Origin of the sequence: Rhodococcus sp. BUPNP1 (assembly GCF_002215235.1) — a bacterium.
Taxonomy (GTDB): domain Bacteria; phylum Actinomycetota; class Actinomycetes; order Mycobacteriales; family Mycobacteriaceae; genus Rhodococcus.
In genome coordinates this window covers 94,035-111,824 of the sequence record NZ_NERM01000007.1, presented here as the reverse complement: position 1 = coordinate 111,824, position 17,790 = coordinate 94,035, and the positions used below count along the sequence as shown (strand labels likewise).

Here is a 17,790-nt window from a genome sequence, read left to right as displayed (position 1 = left end):
CTACTCAGTCGTAGACGCCCTCCACCCGCCAGCCGTCGGCACCGAAGAACACCAGCAAAGCCCGTGATTCCTCGAGCAGCACCTGCAGACGGGCGGCGCACCGGGCGACGGCCGGATCCCACCAGTACTCGTCCACCGGCCACGGACCGGCCCATCCGATCACCGTCCAGCTGCGACTTCCCCATCGCAGCCGAGCAGGTGACCCGCTGAGCAGCCCGCGCTCGGTCACCGAGACCGGATTCCCCACGTCGTCGTCCAGCCGGATCGCGGGAGGTGTGTGCAACACCAGTGCGGGAGCCGGGGGCGGGAGCCGGCCCGGCCACGGTGCGTCCGGGTCGGAGTGCGGTATCGCCTCGTCGCCGACGGGCACGAGGACGATCCGTTCGGTGGGTCCCCGGCCGCCGCCGAGCACCCCGATCCGGACGGCGTCCCCACCGAGCAGGCCCTGCACCCGGACGAGCGCCCGACGTGCCCGTTCGTCCTCGTCGCCGACACCGCCCCACAACCCGAGTTGCAGCGCACCGGCGGCGACGACCTCGACCGGTTCGAGACGCAGCAGCACGATTCCCGCCGTGGGCCGGTTCGTGTTGCGGCCGGTGAGCCATCCGTCGAGCTGCCAGCGCACACGATCGGCCGTGCCCTCGGGGGTGAGCGGCTCGGCGCAGCGCCAGGTGCGCGCGAGTTCCTCCCCGGCCCCAGTGCGTGCCGTCACGAGCAGTCGCGTGCACGCGACTCCCGCCGCCGCGAGCCGGGTGTGGAGCAGTTCGGCCAGTGCGCGACCGGCGAAGGCCGCGGCGTCGACCCGCTCCACCGGCGGGTCGCAGGGCTGCTCGACCGTCAGATCCGGAGGGATCGGCCGTCCCGACGGGGGACGTTCCGGCAGGCCCCGTGCGCTCCGGTGCGCAGCCACGACGTCCGCGTCGAAGCGTGAGGCCACATCGATCGAGGACAACGCGGCGAACGCTCCGATGGTGCGGATACCGAGACGCCGCAACAGATCCACCGTGTCGGCCCGTCGAGGAGCCGCCAGCGCCGGTTCCACCGCGAGATACGAGACCGGCAGCGGCGCCAGGAACTCGGCACACCTCCCCGTCGGGACCAGTGCGTTCCGTCGCGCGGCGAGCACGGCGGTGGACAGCTCGTCGGCGACACCGACCTGGCATTCCACGCCGGTCGCCGCGACCGCGTCGATCAGGGCCTCCGCGGCGGCCTCCTCCGAGCCGAACCACCGGACCACCCCGCGCGCGGCGAGGACCACCAGACCCGGGCGCAGCACCTCCACGCCCGGGGCCACCGCATCGATCGCGGCCACCACCGCCTCGAACGTCCGCGCTTCCAGGTCGGGATCCGAGCGGGCCACATGCAGTTCCGGGCAGCGCGCCTGCGCCTCACGCCGTCTCAGGCCGCGCCGGACACCCGCGGCCCGCGCCGAGGCCGAGCAGGCGACGACACGATTCGCCGAGAGCACCGCCACCGGGACGGTCGCGGGCAGCTCCGCGGCGGTGGCGGCGGCGACCGCGGGCCAGTCGGGGCACCAGAGGGCCACGACCCGCGCGGGTGCCCGTCGGGAGGACGAGTCGTTCACCGGACCGCTTTACGGAAACGCCCGTCCTCCAGCCGATTCCGCTCCTCGCTCGCCCACTCGACGGCACTGCGGTCGGCGCACACCTCGACGCGGGTGGCGCGCGGAGGGAATGCCCGCCCGTGCGCTCGGACCGACAGACGGGTCGCGCACAGCCGGTCCCGGCCGGGACCGTCCACACCCCGGTAACCGTCGACCCGCGCCTCCAGTCGCACGTGGGCACCTTCCCAGCGACCGTCCGTGACCACGAGGACGGACTGCTTGCTCCGCGCCCGGGCGGCGACCGCACGAGCACGGGACGGGGGCACCGATGCCCCACCGAGTCCCAGCACCACCAGGTCGATCCCGTCGAGCAGCACCGCGGCGATCTCCACGGGATCCGGTCCGGGATCGGGGATCACGGCCAGCCGGTGCAGGCGGGCTCCCATCTCCGCGGCGGCGAGCAGACCCAGTCGGCGCTGACCGATCACGGCGGCATACCCGCCGGAGGCCGTCACGGACGCGAGCATCCCGAGGAGGAGGGAGGTGGCGCCGGACACCGAGACGACGCTGCCGCGCACCAGTCCGCCCTGCGGCAACAGTTCCGCGAGCGGAGCCGGGACGGGCAGGATGCGGTCGGAAGAGGCCTCGACCCGGCCTCGCGCGACGGACTGGACCTCGCCCCGCGCCGACACTGCCGCGATCCGACGTCGCAGCGCCTCGATCCGCTCCGCGCGACCCGCTTCCTCGTCGTCCACCGGAAATTCGGCCACCTCGCCCACTGTCACCCCTGTCATCCGCCTGCCGCCTGACACACACGACCGGCCGACCACGGGGAAGTCGTGGCCCGGCTCGCACTCTATTCGAACATACTTTCGATCTTCATCAAGTAGAACCGACCCGAATCCTTCCCGTCAAGCCGGAAGCACCACCCCCGCCGGTGACTACAGTGCAGCTCACACGTCTTTCGGCCGGGGCGAACACCTCCGATCGACTACTCTCGATCGAGTGGCGGAGCAGGCGTGGGTAGGACGGGCCGTAGGGCCGGATCACTTGGTGGCCGGTCGATATCGGCTCGACTCCAAGCTCGGCGGTGGCGGCATGGGTGCCGTCTGGCTCGCCCGCGACAACCGTCTGGGCCGCGACGTCGCCGTCAAACAGGTGATCTCCACCGCAGACCTCGATCCCGACGAGGCCGAGGATCTCCGCCGCCGCGCGCTCCGGGAGGGCCGGGCCGCCGCCCAGCTCGCCCACGAGCACGCCATCTCGATGTACGACATGGCACTGCACTACGGCGAACCGTGGCTCGTCATGGAGCACCTGCCGTCCCGCAGCCTGGCGCAGGTGATGAACGTCGTCGACACCCTCCCGCCGTACGTGGTGGCGCAGATCGGCGCGAACGTCGCCGACGCCCTCACCGCCGCGCACGCCGCCGGGATCGTCCACCGCGACGTCAAGCCCGGCAACATCCTCATCGCCGAGCGCGGCCGCGACGCCGGCATCGTGAAGATCAGCGACTTCGGCATCGCCCGCGCGAAGGGCGACAACGACCCCGACGGCGTGATCATCGGCACCCCCGCCTATTTCGCGCCCGAGGTCGCGCGCGGCAACGACCCCACCGAGGCCAGCGACGTCTTCTCGCTCGGAGCCACCCTCTACACCGCGGTGGAAGGGCAACCACCCTTCGGTTTCGAAACCGACTCGATCGCGTTGCTGCACCGGGTCGCCCGGGCCGAGATCATCATGCCCACGCACACCGGTCCGCTCACCGAGCCCCTGCTCGAGATGCTCCAGCCCGATCCGGCGCGACGCCCGACGATGGCGCAGGCGCGCGATCTCCTCGCCCGCGTGGTCCTCGGACCGAGCGGATCGGCGGCGGCCCTGCGCGGCCGTCCCATCCAGAACGAGGACGGCACGATCCCGTCGTGGGCACAGCGTTCCGCGCACTTCGCCGAACCCGCACGTCCCCGCGGTTCCTTCGTCGACCGCCCCCTCGGTGCCGCGACGCAGGCCGCCGGTGGTCCGAAGAAATCGGCGAAGGGTTTCGCCCCGGCGGATCTGCTCGACCGTCTGCTCCCGAAGGGTCCCGTGCCCGACAACCCGCAGGACCGCATCGTCGCCTATGCACCCCTGGCGATGGCGGCGATGGTCGCGGTGATCGTGGTGGCGCTGCTCATCGCCGTCATCATCGCGCTGATCGTCTGATCCGCCCCGGCTCCGCAGTTCTCGTCGACGATCTCGCGCGCGAGCGACGAGAACTGCACGCCGCCGGCATCGGCACGACGAGCACCGGTCACGCTCAGTCGATGCGGCGGCGGTGCGCCCAACGGGTCAGCGCGTTGCGGTTCGACTGCTGCGTCTTGCGCAGGACGTTCGACGCGTGGGTCTCGACGGTCTTCACCGAGATCACGAGTTCCTCGGCGATCTCGCGGTAGGTGTAGCCGCGAGCGAGCAGACGCAGCACCTCGAGTTCGCGCGGCGTCAGCGAGTCGAGTTCGGGATCGAGGGGCGGTTCAGGTGCGGCCGACCGGCCGGTGAACGAGTCGAGCACGAAACCGGCCAGACGCGGGCTGAACACGGCGTCTCCCCCGGCGACCCGCCGGACGGCGTCGGCCAGATCCGGGCCGGAGATCGTCTTCGTCACGTACCCGCGGGCGCCCGCGCGGATGACGGCGATGACGTCCTCGGCCGCGTCGGACACGCTGAGTGCAAGGCAGACCGGGCCGTCCGGGATCCGTTGGAGGACGGCGACACCGCCGCCGTCGGGCATGTGGACGTCGAGGAGCACGACATCCGGTTTGCTCGCCTCGATCCCGGCGACGGCCTCGGCGACTCCTCCGGCCTCGCCGACGATCTCCATGTCGGCCTCGCGCCCCAGTTCGGTGCGCACTCCGGAGCGGAAGACCGCGTGGTCGTCCACCAGGAAGACACGATAGGGACGGTTGTTCTCGGTGGCATCGGAGGATGTCGCCGGAATCGAAGTCACTGTGTCTGCTCCTCGGGGTGGGGGTCGTTCACCCCCCACTCTAAGGTCGACTCGGTGTCCTGTTCGCGTTCGGTATCCGTCCGGCCGGCGCGCGGCACATGGATGCGCACCTCGGTTCCCTTGCCTGGACTCGACTTCACGACCGTCCGGCCGCCGCGACGTTCGATGCGCGCCCGGATGGACTTGGCCAGCCCCTGCCGGTCGGTCGGCACCTCGTCGGGATCGAATCCGACGCCGCGATCGCGCACGAACACGCTCACCTGATGCGGTTCCACCTCCGCGAAGAGGTCGACGCTGTCCACCCCGGCGTGCTTGGCGGCGTTGACGAGTGCCTCGCGGGTCGCGCCGAGCACGGCGGTCGCGGCCTCCGGGGTCAGATCGCTGTCGTCCGGCGCGACGTCGCCGACGATGACGGGTTGGACGGACAGGCCGTACTGGTCCTCCACCTCACCGGCGATGGTGCGCAGCGTCTCGGCGAGAGAGGTACTCGGCGTCTCGTCCCCGCCGAACAGCCAGCGGCGCAGTTCGCGTTCCTGGCTGCGCGCGAGCCGCACGACCTCCTGCTGGTCGCCCGCCTGCTTCTGGATGAGCGCGAGGGTCTGGAGCACCGAGTCGTGCAGGTGCGACGCGATCTCCTCGCGCTCCTCGTTGCGCACCCGGGCGGCACGTTCGGTTTCGAGGGCACGCCACATCCGGATCCACAGCGGAACCGACAGCAGGGCCGCACCGACCAGCGTGACCACCACGGCGACCAGCGACGACCGCAGCGCCGCGACGTCGACCTGCGCGATGACCATCACCCCGAGTCCGGTGACGACGAGGGTCAGGCCGCCGAGTACGCGGGCCCACGTGAGGACCGTCGGGTGCGCGGGCAGGCCGAGTACCGATCGGGGACCTTCGACGTCGAATTCGCGCCATACGAGCGCCGCACCGACGACCACCACGACGATCGGCAGCACCACGCCTGCCGCACCACCGCTGAACAGCCACGAAAGGCCCACCGCCAGGCCGATACCCATGAAGGCGAGGCCGATGGCGCGGCGACGTTCGGGGCCGGTGGGACGATCGGTGTCGGAGCCGGGGGGCACGAACATCCACAGCAGGCCGTAGGCCGCGATCCCGAAGCCGCCGAGGGCGGCGAGCACCGTGAACGCGACCCGCACCTTGGTGGCGTCGATGCCGAGATGATCGGCGACACCACCGGCCACACCACCCACGATGCGACCGCCCACCCGCCGTTCGAGGCGGGGAACGGTCACGGGTAATCCAGGTACCGGTTGCACACCTCGATACTGGCACGGTGATCGCCGGCCCGGCATCGGGGACGAACCCTGATGTCCGGGTTCCGATCGGCCCCTCGGAAATCAGGGTTGGTCCCTGATGTGCCGCGCGCGGAAGCCCAGCAGGATGGGTGCCATGGACACGAGGAGCTTTCAGGACCAGGTGGCGGACATGTGGCGGACCCGCCCCGTGCGTCTGCCGAAGGAGGGGCACATCGCGGGTGTGTGCTCGGGTATCGGAGCGCGCTACGGCGTCGATCCCGTGCTGATCCGTGTCGTCTTCGTCGCGTCGGCGCTGTTCGGCGGTGGCGGTCTCGTCCTCTATCTGGCCGCCTGGCTGATGTTCCCCCGTCACGGCGACCAGGTCTCTTCGCTCGAATCGCTCGTCGGGCGGGGTGCGAGCTCGGACTCGACCACCAAGGTCATCGTGCTCCTCGTGGCCCTGGCGATCGCGGCGGGTGCCATCGGACCGGTGGGTGCGGGTTCGGGCGGCTCCGGATTCATCGGAACGCTCCTGCTGCTCGGCGGCTGGTGGCTGCTCTATCAGCGGCGTCCCGAACCGCCGGTGCTGCCGGCGCCCGAGGGAACCTCCTTCCCCACCCAGGCGGCCTTTCCTCAGCCTCCGGTGACGAACGCGTACTGCTCCCCGTGGGGCGCACACACCGGGGCATGGCACATGCAGGCGGGTCCGGCGGCCACGACGACACCGAGCGGGGAGGCGACCCCGCCTGCGCAGGCCACCGACGCGACGGAGGTCGTGGACACCACCCCGGCCTCGGGCACCGACACCCCCGCCTCGGGCACCGACGCCACAGCGCCCACCGAGACGACGGAGAGGAAGACGTCCCCGATGCCCGACCTACGCAAGGACACCGACCGCAAGGACACCGACGTTCCGCTCCCGGGTGTCGACGAGCTCTCGCCCCACCGTTCGGCACCGCCGGCATGGGATCCCCTCGGGGTCGCCCCGTTCGCATGGGATCTGCCCGAACCGGCACCGAAGCACGAACCCGCGATCGTCACGAATCGACGTTCGCGTCTGACCACGACGGTCCTCGGCCTGGCCGTGATCGCCGCTGCGGTGACCGGCGCGCTCGGTGCCGCCGCCGACCTGGCCTGGGTGACCCCCGCCCGGGTGGGTGCCGTGGCCCTCGCGGTCGTCGGTCTGGGCCTGCTGATCGGCGCGTTCCTGCACCGCGGTCACGGACTGCTCGTCGTCACCGGTCCCCTGCTCGGATTCGTCGTTCTCGCCTCGATCGCCGGCCCGGTCGACACCTCCAACTGGGGCGACCGGACCTGGGCTCCGACCAGTACCGATCAGCTCGAGTCCGAGTACAGCTTCCAGTTCGGGGCGATGACCCTCGATCTGCGGGGACTCGAACTCACCGAGGACCGCACGGTGCAGGTCGATGGCCGGTTCGGCAGCGTCGAGGTGCTGTTGCCGGAGAACCTGGACGTCCGCGCCGACTGCACGGTCGGCCCCGGTGAGATCAGGGGATGCCCCGCCCCCGGCATCGACGGCGGCGCCGACGGAGTCGACGACGGGCCGGTCCTGGACCTGAACGCGAACATGGAATTCGGATCTCTGGAGGTGCGTCGTGGCTGATCACGAAACCGGAACACACACCGAGGATCGGACCGAGTGCACCCGCAAGGGACCGTCGCTCCTGCTCCTGCTCGCCGCACTGGCAGCGCTGGTCGTGAGCGGATGGGCCATGATCGGGCCGTTCTCGGTCGAGTTCCTCGCCGCCGTCGACCTCGGATGGGTCCTGGTGGGCGCGGCCCTGTTTATCGGAGCGGTGCTGGTCTTCCTCCCCAACCGCCGGAGGTAACCCCCCATCTACGCGACGTCCCCCGGACCTGATCGGTCCGGGGGACGTTCGTCGTCTCACCGCTCCCGGCGAGTGAGGATCACTCCCACTCGATCGTTCCCGGGGGCTTGCTCGTCACGTCGAGCACCACTCGGTTGACCTCCGCCACCTCGTTGGTGATGCGGGTGGAGATCCGCTCGAGAGTCTCGTAGGGCAGGCGCGTCCAGTCGGCGGTCATCGCGTCCTCGCTGGAGACCGGACGCAGCACGATCGGGTGACCGTAGGTGCGGCCGTCGCCCTGCACGCCCACGCTGCGGACGTCGGCGAGCAGCACGACCGGGCACTGCCAGATCTGTCCGTCGAGGCCGGCGGAGGTGAGCTCTTCGCGGGCGATGGAGTCGGCGCGACGCAGGATCTCGAGGCGTTCGCGGGTGACCTCACCGATGATGCGGATACCGAGGCCGGGGCCGGGGAACGGCTGGCGGCCGACGATCTCCTCGGGCAGGCCGAGCTGACGTCCGACCGCGCGCACCTCGTCCTTGAACAGCAGGCGCAGCGGCTCGACGAGCTCGAACTCGAGGTCCTCGGGGAGTCCACCGACGTTGTGGTGGCTCTTGATGTTCGCGGTGCCGGAGCCGCCGCCGGACTCCACGACGTCCGGGTACAGGGTGCCCTGCACGAGGAACTTCACGGTCTCGCCCTTGTCGGCACCCTCGCCGAGCACCTCGGAGACCGCGCCCTCGAAAGAACGGATGAACTCGCGGCCGATGATCTTGCGCTTGGTCTCGGGGTCGGTGACGCCGGCGAGCTCGCGCAGGAAGGTCTCGGACGCGTCGACGGTGACCAGACGGGCACCCGTCGCGGCGACGAAATCCTTCTCGACCTGCTGCCGTTCACCCTCGCGCATGAGACCGTGGTCGACGAACACACAGGTCAGACGGTCGCCGATGGCGCGCTGCACCAGTGCGGCCGCCACAGCGGAGTCGACACCGCCGGACAGGCCGCAGATCGCACGTCCGTCGCCGATCTGCTCACGAACCTGCTCGACGAGCGCGTCGGCGATGTTCGCTGCGGTCCAGTCGCCCGGGATCCCGGCGATGTCGTGCAGGAACCGGCTCAGCACCTGCTGGCCGTGGGGCGAGTGCAGAACCTCGGGGTGGTACTGGACACCGGCGAGGCGGCGGGCGCGGTCCTCGAACGCCGCGACCGGGGCGCCGGCGCTGGTGGCCGTGACCTCGAAGCCCTCGGGAGCCTCGGTGACACCGTCGCCGTGGCTCATCCAGACGGGCTGCGTCTCGGGCAGGCCGTCGTGCAGCACACCGCCGGAGACCGACAGCTCGGTGCGGCCGTACTCGCGCGAGCCGGTGTGCGCGACCGTGCCGCCGAGCGCCTGCGCCATCGCCTGGAAGCCGTAGCAGATGCCGAAGACGGGGACGTCGAGATCGAACAGCGTGGGATCGAGACGCGGTGCGCCCTCCTCGTACACGCTGGCGGGGCCACCGGACAGCACCACCGCGCGCGGGTTCTTCGCCGCGATCTCCTCGACACCGGCCGTGTGGGGCACGACCTCCGAGTAGACGTTGGCCTCACGAACGCGCCGAGCGATCAGCTGCGCGTACTGAGCTCCGAAATCGACGACGACGACCGGTCTGGACTGCTGGCTTTGCGACGACACCCGAACAGTCTAAGCGGCCGCGCCGGGTGTTCCCGACGCGGCCGCTCATCCGATCGTTTCCGGGTCGCTACGCGACGCCGCTGTGCTTGACCTCGACGACCGGCAGCCGCAACGCGCCGGGCGCGTCGACGGGCACCACCGGGTTCTTCGGTTCGATCGGCGCGATACGGCGGTAGGGCTGTCCCTGCTCGGGACGCTGGTCGTCCTCACCCTTGTTGGGCCACAACGACGCAGCGCGTTCGGCCTGCGCCGCGATGGTGAGCGAGGGGTTCACGCCGAGGTTCGCGGAGACCGCAGCCCCGTCGACGACGCTCAGCGTCGGATAGCCGTGGACGCGGTGGTACGGATCGATGACCCCGTGGTCGCGATCGGATCCGATCACGGCGCCGCCGAGGAAGTGTGCGGTGAGCGGAATGTTGAAGATCTCACCCCACGTGCCGCCCGCGACACCGTCGATCTTCTCGGCGATGCGGCGCGTGGCCTCGTTGCCGGCCGGGATCCAGGTGGGATTCGGCTGTCCGTGGCCCTGTTTGCTGGTGACCTTGCGACGGCCGAACAGACCCTTGGTCGTGTAGGTGGTGATGGAGTTGTCGAGGTTCTGCATCACCAGCGCGATGATGGTGCGCTCGCTCCACCGGTGGACCGAGAGCATGCGCAGCATCTTCACGGGGTTCCGCGCGACCTGCCCGAGGAACTTCACCCAGCGCGGGGTGCGTCCGTCGCCGTCGGTCATGAGGGTCTGCAGCAGGCCCATCGCGTTCGATCCCTTGCCGTACCGCACGGGTTCGATGTGCGTGTCGGGGGTGGGATGGAACGACGAGGTGATCGCGACACCGTCGGTGAGCTTCAGATCGGGGTCGATCCTCATCTTCCCGGCACCGACGATCGATTCGGAGTTGGTGCGGGTCAGTTCGCCGACCTTGTCGGACAGTTCGGGCAGCGCACCGGTGTCCTTGAGGTGATGCAGCAGGTGCTGCGTGCCCCACGTTCCGGCAGCGAGGACGACGTGCGCGGCCGTGTAGGTGCGCCGCCGCTTGCGGACCCACGCGCCGGTGCGTTCGGTGATCACGTCCCAGGTGCCGTCGACGGCCTGACGGAGGTCGGTGACGGTGGTCAGCGGGACGATCTCGGCTCCCGCCCGCTCGGCGAGACCCAGATAGTTCTTCACCAGGGTGTTCTTGGCGCCGTGGCGGCAACCCGTCATGCACTCGCCGCACTCGATGCAGCCGGTGCGGTCGGGGCCCACACCACCGAAGTAGGGGTCGGCGACCGTGCGGCCGGGTTCGCCGAAGAACACGCCCACGGGCGTCTGGATGAAGGTCTCGCCGACTCCCATGTCGTCGGCCACCGACTTGATCACCTTGTCGGCGTCGGTCATCCGGCCGTACTGCACCACGCCGAGCATCCGCTTCGCCTGGTCGTAGTACGGGCTCAGTTCGTCCTGCCAGTCGGTGATGTGCGCCCACTGGCGGTCCTCGAAGAACGGCGCCGGAGGCTTGTACAGGGTGTTCGCGTAGTTCAGCGACCCTCCGCCCACGCCGGCACCGGCGAGGATCAGGCAGTCGCGCAGCAGGTGCACGCGCTGGATGCCGAAGCAACCGAACTTCGGTGCCCAGAGGAAGCGGCGCAGGTCCCAGCTGGTCTTCGCGAAGTCGGCGTCGGCGTAGCGGCGACCGGCCTCGAGAACGCCGACCTTGTAACCCTTCTCCACGAGGCGCAACGCCGTGACGCTCCCACCGAAACCCGATCCGACGATCAGGACGTCGTAGTCCGTGACCCGTTGCTTACCCATGGAACCTCCAGCGACGAGAGTTGTTACCGGCCAGTATGCACCTCGGCGGTGTGACTACAGGCACAGCCCCGACTCTACCCGTTACGTGGAGTTGCACGAAAACGAAGTGTGAGAAAAACAGATGGCCGGTCACCGCGTCCTGCGACGCTGTGACCGGCCATCGGGAGGTACCGGGAAGGGTCCTTATCCGCGGACCGACAGACCGACCTTCTGGAATTCCTTCAGATCGGAGTAACCGGCCTTCGCCATCGATCGACGCAGACCGCCCACGAGATTGAGCGAGCCCGACGGGTCGTCGGACGGGCCGAACAGCACCCGGCCGAGGCCCGGTCGTCCGTCCTCGGCGACCCGGACGGCAGCACCGCGCGGCATCGACGGATGCCCGGCCACGGACGGCCAGTACCAGCCCTTGCCCGCAGCCTCCTCGGCGAGAGCCAGGGGCGCGCCGAGCACGACCGCGTCGGCGCCGCACGCGATCGCCTTCGCGAGGTCGCCGGCATTCTCGATGTCGCCGTCGGCGAGCACGTGGACGTAGCGGCCCCCGGTCTCGTCGAGGTAGTCGCGCCGGGCCGCAGCGGCGTCGGCGATGGCCGTGGCCATCGGGATGCCGATGCCGAGCGAGGAGGACGTGGTGGTCGCCTGCTTCGTGGAGCCGAAGCCGACGATGACACCGGCCGCACCCGTGCGCATCAGGTGCAGCGCGGTGCGGTGGTCGCTGACGCCACCGGCGATGACCGGCACGTCGAGCTCCGAGATGAACGTCTTGAGGTTCAGCGGCTCGTCCTCACCGTGGGCCACGTGCTCGGCCGAGATGATGGTGCCCTGGACCACGAGGAGATCGATGCCCGCCTTGACGAGCTCGGGTGTGAGGGCGCGCGCGTTCTGCGGGCTGACGCGGACCGCGGTGGTGACCCCGGCATCCCGCACCTGCGCGACGGCCGCCGCCAGCAGGTCGCCCTGCAGCGGAGCCGCGTGCAGTTCCTGCAGGTAGCGGACGGCCGCACGCGGATCCGTGCTCGCGATCTCCGCGAGACGGGTGACGACGGCGTCGACATCGGCATGACGACCCCACAGGCCCTCGCCGTTGATGACGCCGAGACCGCCGGCCTTGCCCAGCTCGATCGCGAAGGTGGGCGACACCAGCGCGTCGGTGGGGTGCGCCAATACCGGGATGTCGAAACGGTAGGCGTCGATCTGCCAGGCCGTCGACACCTCCTTCGACGAACGCGTCCGGCGCGACGGGACGATGTCGACGTCGCCCAGCTCGTACGTACGTCGGGCCGTGCGACCCATGCCGATTTCAACGAGGTCGCGCACGCGCGCCCCTTTCTCCTCTTGGACGATGCTCCCGCCCTACTCGGAACGGGACCCTGCTGCGGACGCGAAAACTACCGGACCACGTAGTTCGGTGCCTCGGCGGTGATCGTGATGTCGTGCGGGTGGCTCTCCTTGAGGCCGGCGGCGGTGATCTGCACGAACTGCGCCTCCTGCAGCTGCTCGATCGTCGTCGCGCCGGTGTAGCCCATCGCTGCGCGCAGACCACCGATGAGCTGGTGCGTGACCTGCTGCAGCGGGCCGCGGAACGGCACGCGTCCCTCGATGCCCTCGGGCACGAGCTTGTCCTCGGAGAGCACGTCGTCCTGGAAGTAGCGGTCCTTCGAGTACGACTTGGCCTCGCCACGGCTCTGCATCGCGCCGAGCGACCCCATGCCGCGGTAGCTCTTGAACTGCTTGCCGTTCACCAGGATCAGCTCACCCGGAGACTCGGTGGTGCCGGCGAGCAGCGAACCGAGCATCGCGGTGGACGCACCGGCCGCCAGGGCCTTGGCGACGTCGCCGGAGAACTGCATACCGCCGTCGGCGATGACCGGCACGCCGTGGGCGCGCGCCACCGTGGACGCTTCGAGGATCGCCGTGATCTGCGGCGCGCCGACACCCGCGACGACACGCGTGGTGCAGATCGAGCCGGGGCCGATACCGACCTTGACCGCGTCGACACCCGCGCCGATGAGCGCCTCGGTGCCCGCGCGGGTCGCGACGTTGCCGCCGATGATCTGCACGCGGTCGCCGACCTCGCTCTTGAGCTTGGAGATCATCGACAGCACGTTGGCCGAGTGGCCGTGGGCGCTGTCGACGACGAGGACGTCGGCTCCGGCGTCGACCAGCGTCATGGCGCGGGTCCAGGAGTCGTCGCCGACACCCACAGCGGCGCCGACGAGCAGACGGCCGTCGCGGTCCTTCGTGGCGTTGGGGTGCTGCTCGGTCTTGACGAAGTCCTTGACGGTGATCAGGCCGGTGAGCTTGCCCTGACCGTCGACGATCGGCAGCTTCTCGATCTTGTGGCGACGCAGGAGACCGAGCGCGGCCTCGGCCGTGACGCCTTCGCGGGCCGTGACCAGCGGAGCCTTCGTCATGACCTCGGCGACCGGGCGGTTCTGGTCGACCTCGAACCGCATGTCGCGGTTGGTGATGATGCCGACGAGCTGACCCTCGTCGTCGGTGACCGGCAGACCCGAGATGCGGAATCGCGCACACTTCGCGTCGACCTCGGCCAGCGTGTCGGTCGGCTTGCAGGTGACGGGATCGGTGACCATGCCGGCCTCCGACCGCTTGACGGTCTCGACCTGCGCGGCCTGCACCTCGGTGGGCATGTTGCGGTGCAGCACGCCCATGCCACCGGCCCGGGCCATCGCGATGGCCATGCGGGACTCGGTGACGGTGTCCATCGCGGAGCTGACCAGCGGGATCCGCAGGCGGATCTCGCGGGTGAGCTGGCTCGACGTGTCGACCTGACTCGGGACGACGTCGGAAGCCGCGGGAAGCAGCAGCACGTCGTCGAAGGTCAGACCCAGCATTGCGACCTTGTTCGGGTCGTCACCGCCGGTGTGCACGCGCCCTCCGGTACTACTCATGCGGTTCGGACCCTCCGTGACAGTCGATGGGAGCGGACGGCAGAACCGTCCGGCAGCGGGAATGAATGAAGGCTGTGCACGCTCGTCGCACCGACGGGCGGTTGGAGAGCGGCACGCACCCATTCATGTTATCTGTTCCGGGGAACAAGCTCGGCTCCCACCCTGTTCCCCGATGTTCGTCACATCACCTCGTGTGATTTCACGGCGTGTCCCCTGGCGACCGCTGGCGCAGACCCCCTCGGTCTGCGTACCGTGGAGTCGTGCGTGATCAGTTGCCTCCCGGACTCCCACCGGACCCGTTCGCAGGAGACCCCGACGATCCGTCCGCAGCACTGGACGCGATCGAACCGGGCCAGCCCCTGGATCCTGCGGAGCGGCTCGCGGTGGAAGAGGACCTCGCAGACCTGGCCGTCTACGAGGCGCTGCTGGCTCCCCGCGGCGTCCGCGGACTCGTCGTCTGCTGCGAGGACTGCCACCAGGACCACTACCACGACTGGGACATGCTGCGGGCGAACCTGCTGCAGCTGCTCGTCGACGGCACCGTCAGACCGCACGAGCCGGCCTTCGATCCGTCCCCCGACGCCTACGTCACCTGGGACTACTGCCGCGGCTACGCGGACGCGTCCATGAACGAGGCTCTTCCCGTCGACCCCTACGGTCTGGATTCCTGAGTCCCCTGGATTCCTGAATTCCTCAGCCCACCGCGAACCACGCATCACGGCACTTCAACGAGAGAACGGGCCCGGCAGCATCTGCTGCCGGGCCCGTTCTCTCGTTGCTTCTACTCGCCTTCCGGCGTCGTGAGCGACGCCGGTGCCATATCGGCGGCCGGCCCGTCCTGCGTCGACCGCGGCGACGACGCGGTCGTGGTGGGTGCAGGGGTCTGGGACTCCGACGTCGCCGGCGGCGGCGGTTCGCTCGGCGCAGGTGACGGCTGCGTGCTGGACGACGACGACGGCGGCGGCGCGGTCTGCGACGGCGCGGACGTGCCGGTCACCGGCGGCGGCGCCTGCAGGATGGTCGGATCCACGGTCGTCGACGACGTCGGCGGCGCGGTGGTGCCCGTGCCGGTGCCCGTCGTGGGAGCGGGCTGCTGCCCTTCGGTGCCGGGCGTCGTGACCGGCGGGGGCACGACGGCACCGGGAACCACCGGAACCTCGGGTGCCACCGGTACCGCAGGCGGCGGAGGCACCTGCGGCACCAACCGGCCGAGTTCCTCGGCGAGGCGTTGCACCCAGTCGCCGAGCGCATCGCGCTCCTCCGCGTCCCGGACGTCGCCCGAACGGGACTCCGCGGACGTCAGCAACTCACGTGCTTCCTCCGTGTTGCCCTCGGCGATGAGTTGTTCGGCACGCTCCAGGGTCGATGTGGTGTCGATCCGGGCCTCGGTGGATTGCGCCTGCTCACTGAACACGACCTGCTTGACGCCCCACAACGGGTCGCCGGGCTCGGCGCCGTAGGACACGGCGGTCGCGCTGCCGACGGCGACGGCGACGAGCGCTGCTGCACCTGCGAGCGGACGGAGCAACCGGAGTTGCCCCTTCGATCTCGGGCGCAGAGGGGTGACCTCCGGGGCCGGAGCGAGCGTTTCCCGTGTTCCCAGTTCCCGGTGGACGGCGGCGACCACTTCGTCGAGGTCGGGGCCGGCGGGCATCGGTTCGGCGAGGATCTCTGCACGCCAATCGGCGAGCAGAGTGGCGAGTTCGTACTCCTCGTTGTCCTTCGTCTCGACGAGCCCGTTACCGGAGATCGCATCGATCAGCGCGTCGTCACGACGCACGGCGGCGAGGTCCACGGAGGTTTCGTCGTCGGGAAACTCGTCGTCGAAGCCGTCGCCCGAGAAACGCCCCCTACCCATTCCGCTCACCTGCTCTCGTGACTTCCTTCTTGAGTCTCGCGATGGCCCGGTGCTGGGCCACCCTGATCGCTCCTGCAGTACTTCCCACTGCTGCGGCCGTCTCTTCGGCCGACAATCCCATGACGAGACGGAGGATGAGGATCTCGCGCTGCTTCTCCGGGAGGATGCCCAGCAGCTGCTTCATCTGCCGGCCCGCCTCGGAGTTGATCGCGTATTCCTCGGGGCTGTCGTCGAGCGACATCACCTCCGGCACATCCGCCACGGGTTCCGCGCGGTTGCGGGCCGCACTTCGGTGCGCGTCGGCGACCTTGTGAGCAGCGATCCCGTACACGAACGCCATGAAGGGGCGGCCTTGGTCCTGATATCTCGGCAGAGCGGTCATCACGGCCAGGCACACCTCCTGTGCAACGTCGTCTGCAGAGAGCTGGCCGCGCTCTGCAGATCCGACCCGTGCGCGGCAGTACCGCACGACGAGGGGCCGGACACTTGCAAGAACCTGAGCGAGAGCCGCCCGGTCGCCTTGCGCAGCCGCAGCAACCGCGGAGTCCAACTCCTCACCCATAACAGTCATCGATTGCGCAAGTCCTGGCGTTACAGACGGCACCACCCCCCCGGGCGGGCTTCCACCTGACCGTGGAACACCCCCAGAGTAACTACAACGACCGACCGGTCGGGTCACCCCCCGCGCGCGAGTGGAACTCAGCAGGCGGACGAGGTCACGAACCGGCCCCCACGCCCGACGATGGTGGTCGCGCAGATATCACGGACGCGACCCGCATCGAGATCACGGACGCGACCCGCATCACCCTCTCCGAGTCCGTCGAGGAGCATCGCCGCGGCCCATTGCAACGGAACCAGTCCGTGTTCCTCCGCGCGCGTGAGGACGTCGGCGGCCTGTTCCACGGCCGGACCGTGGTCGGGCAGTCCGGTCAGAGAGGCCGCCCGCACGAGGTCGGACTTCACGGAGTGCCGGATCGATCCGAATCCGTCCGCGAGTTCCACCGCGCGGTCCGCCCGGCTGCGAGCACGGGTGAAGTCGCCTGCCGCGAGAGCGGATTCGGCCCCGACCCACGCGAGACGGATCCGCTGCCGCACGAAGGCCTTCTCCCCCGCTTCCGATTCGGCAGCGTCGAGTGCGGCTGCGCATCGGTCGAGGAGCGACCCGCACACCGCGAGACGGCCCCGCCCGAGCGCATCGGCCGCCAACCCCGTGGCAGCGTCGCACCATGCAGCGACAGCATCGGCGTCGCGCGATGCGGCGACAGTGTCGGAGTCGCGTGCGGCGACAGTGTTCCCGGAGCCGGTTCGCAGCGACCCCGCCTCTACGAGAGCGCGTCCGTCCAGCACTGCGGCGGCACGATGCCCACCCAGCTGACGGAGGAGGGAGGCCTCGGTGCTCGCTCCGAACGACGACCACGCTCCTCCGGTGCCACGCACTCGAGTCAGCTCGGCCCGCGCAGCGGCGTAACGCCCCTGCCCACCGAGCGCGACGGCCCGCAACCAATTCTGTTCGGGTCCGTGCGCCGCAGGGAGCGGATGTGCCCCCGGGGTCGGCCCGAAGGCCGCGGCGACCAGGATCGCGTGGCGGTCGGACGGTGTCGGTGCCGTGTGCCGGCGGGCGTCGGAAGGTGCCATCGCGGAATCATCGCACCAGCGGATACCGGCGATACGCGGGGCTCCGGGCCGACGCCGGGCATTTGTCGGAGAGAAATTATCACCGTGAGCGCAAATAGTCTCGACGATTGGAACGCAGGATGCACAGAAGACATTTCCGAACATTTTGTTAAACATCGCGTTAAAACATGCGTGGTGCATGTAGGGTGCCGCCCCTGCCCTCCGAGCCCGAGTCGGAGCCACATCCGGCCGCCGAAAGGCCGGGTTACCAGCGAGTAAGGGACCTTCTACCCACGTCGGG

15 protein-coding genes are annotated in these 17,790 nt (G+C 69.9%); 4 read left to right on the top strand and 11 right to left on the bottom strand.

Translation table 11 applies throughout. From position 1 onward, the window contains the following. Positions 1 to 4 precede the first annotated feature (4 nt). On the bottom strand, positions 5 to 1,585 hold the full coding sequence (locus B9C99_RS09315; protein WP_016692869.1) for a DNA polymerase Y family protein: 1,581 nt from the start codon (positions 1,583 to 1,585) through the stop codon (positions 5 to 7). Then, the gene (locus B9C99_RS09310; RefSeq protein ID WP_016692870.1) at positions 1,582 to 2,343 is read right to left on the bottom strand and encodes a hypothetical protein; all 762 of its coding nucleotides are present in this window, start codon (positions 2,341 to 2,343) and stop codon (positions 1,582 to 1,584) included. Before B9C99_RS09310 ends, B9C99_RS09315 begins: the two co-directional genes overlap by 4 nt. 274 nt (positions 2,344 to 2,617) lie before the next feature. Here B9C99_RS09310 and B9C99_RS09305 point away from each other — a divergent pair, with 274 nt between their 5' ends. After that, complete coding sequence (locus B9C99_RS09305) at positions 2,618 to 3,766, top strand: serine/threonine-protein kinase (RefSeq protein ID WP_051033010.1); 1,149 nt, start codon at positions 2,618 to 2,620, stop codon at positions 3,764 to 3,766. Between the two features lie 94 nt (positions 3,767 to 3,860). Here the strand turns inward: B9C99_RS09305 and B9C99_RS09300 are convergent, their stop codons facing one another. Then, complete coding sequence (locus tag B9C99_RS09300) at positions 3,861 to 4,547, bottom strand: response regulator transcription factor (RefSeq protein WP_085470041.1); 687 nt, start codon at positions 4,545 to 4,547, stop codon at positions 3,861 to 3,863. Beyond that, positions 4,544 to 5,866: an ATP-binding protein gene (locus B9C99_RS09295; protein ID WP_253250020.1), complete on the bottom strand. Its 1,323-nt coding sequence runs from the start codon at positions 5,864 to 5,866 to the stop codon at positions 4,544 to 4,546. Before B9C99_RS09295 ends, B9C99_RS09300 begins: the two co-directional genes overlap by 4 nt. Before the next feature lie 97 nt (positions 5,867 to 5,963). Between B9C99_RS09295 and B9C99_RS09290 the strand changes: the two genes are divergently transcribed. Both B9C99_RS09290 and B9C99_RS09285 read left to right on the top strand, forming a co-directional pair. After that, the gene (locus B9C99_RS09290; RefSeq protein ID WP_172414903.1) at positions 5,964 to 7,433 is read left to right on the top strand and encodes a PspC domain-containing protein; all 1,470 of its coding nucleotides are present in this window, start codon (positions 5,964 to 5,966) and stop codon (positions 7,431 to 7,433) included. Further along, positions 7,426 to 7,659, top strand: coding sequence for a hypothetical protein (locus tag B9C99_RS09285; protein WP_088897633.1), 234 nt, complete (start codon positions 7,426 to 7,428; stop codon positions 7,657 to 7,659). The genes B9C99_RS09290 and B9C99_RS09285 overlap by 8 nt, the downstream gene beginning before the upstream one ends. Positions 7,660 to 7,738: 79 nt before the next feature. On the opposite strand, the gene guaA is transcribed toward B9C99_RS09285, so the two are convergent. The 4 genes from guaA to guaB form a co-directional block, all read right to left on the bottom strand. Then, positions 7,739 to 9,313 (bottom strand): glutamine-hydrolyzing GMP synthase, encoded by a 1,575-nt coding sequence (gene guaA, locus B9C99_RS09280; protein ID WP_024101587.1) that lies wholly within the window; start codon positions 9,311 to 9,313, stop codon positions 7,739 to 7,741. Between the two features lie 67 nt (positions 9,314 to 9,380). Next, positions 9,381 to 11,105, bottom strand: a complete 1,725-nt coding sequence (locus B9C99_RS09275) for a GMC oxidoreductase (RefSeq protein ID WP_088897632.1) — start codon at positions 11,103 to 11,105, stop codon at positions 9,381 to 9,383. 183 nt (positions 11,106 to 11,288) lie between these two features. Beyond that, on the bottom strand, positions 11,289 to 12,422 hold the full coding sequence (locus tag B9C99_RS09270; protein ID WP_016690950.1) for a GuaB3 family IMP dehydrogenase-related protein: 1,134 nt from the start codon (positions 12,420 to 12,422) through the stop codon (positions 11,289 to 11,291). A 71-nt stretch (positions 12,423 to 12,493) separates the two neighbouring features. Then, positions 12,494 to 14,017 (bottom strand): IMP dehydrogenase, encoded by a 1,524-nt coding sequence (gene guaB, locus B9C99_RS09265; protein ID WP_026060895.1) that lies wholly within the window; start codon positions 14,015 to 14,017, stop codon positions 12,494 to 12,496. Positions 14,018 to 14,277: 260 nt separating this feature from the next. Here guaB and B9C99_RS09260 point away from each other — a divergent pair, with 260 nt between their 5' ends. Continuing rightward, positions 14,278 to 14,688 (top strand): DUF5319 domain-containing protein, encoded by a 411-nt coding sequence (locus B9C99_RS09260; protein WP_006550077.1) that lies wholly within the window; start codon positions 14,278 to 14,280, stop codon positions 14,686 to 14,688. 110 nt (positions 14,689 to 14,798) lie between these two features. On the opposite strand, the gene B9C99_RS09255 is transcribed toward B9C99_RS09260, so the two are convergent. From B9C99_RS09255 to B9C99_RS09245, 3 genes are all read right to left on the bottom strand, one after another. Continuing rightward, positions 14,799 to 15,875 carry an anti-sigma-D factor RsdA gene (locus tag B9C99_RS09255; RefSeq protein ID WP_088897631.1) on the bottom strand — a complete coding sequence of 359 codons (1,077 nt, stop codon included), beginning with the start codon at positions 15,873 to 15,875 and terminating at the stop codon, positions 14,799 to 14,801. Next, positions 15,868 to 16,446: a sigma-70 family RNA polymerase sigma factor gene (locus tag B9C99_RS09250; protein ID WP_019288580.1), complete on the bottom strand. Its 579-nt coding sequence runs from the start codon at positions 16,444 to 16,446 to the stop codon at positions 15,868 to 15,870. Before B9C99_RS09250 ends, B9C99_RS09255 begins: the two co-directional genes overlap by 8 nt. Positions 16,447 to 16,574: 128 nt before the next feature. Next, on the bottom strand, positions 16,575 to 17,510 hold the full coding sequence (locus tag B9C99_RS09245; protein WP_016690946.1) for a hypothetical protein: 936 nt from the start codon (positions 17,508 to 17,510) through the stop codon (positions 16,575 to 16,577). Positions 17,511 to 17,790: the final 280 nt, after the last annotated feature.

Coding starts and splice junctions, on each gene's coding strand:
- B9C99_RS09250 (WP_019288580.1), bottom strand. CDS start 16,446: ATGACTGTTATGGGTGAGGAGTTGGACTCCGCGGTTGCTGCGGCTGCG.
- B9C99_RS09290 (WP_172414903.1), top strand. CDS start 5,964: ATGGACACGAGGAGCTTTCAGGACCAGGTGGCGGACATGTGGCGGACC.
- B9C99_RS09295 (WP_253250020.1), bottom strand. CDS start 5,866: ATGCCGGGCCGGCGATCACCGTGCCAGTATCGAGGTGTGCAACCGGTA.
- B9C99_RS09255 (WP_088897631.1), bottom strand. CDS start 15,875: ATGGGTAGGGGGCGTTTCTCGGGCGACGGCTTCGACGACGAGTTTCCC.
- guaB (WP_026060895.1), bottom strand. CDS start 14,017: ATGAGTAGTACCGGAGGGCGCGTGCACACCGGCGGTGACGACCCGAAC.
- B9C99_RS09245 (WP_016690946.1), bottom strand. CDS start 17,510: ATGGCACCTTCCGACGCCCGCCGGCACACGGCACCGACACCGTCCGAC.
- B9C99_RS09275 (WP_088897632.1), bottom strand. CDS start 11,105: ATGGGTAAGCAACGGGTCACGGACTACGACGTCCTGATCGTCGGATCG.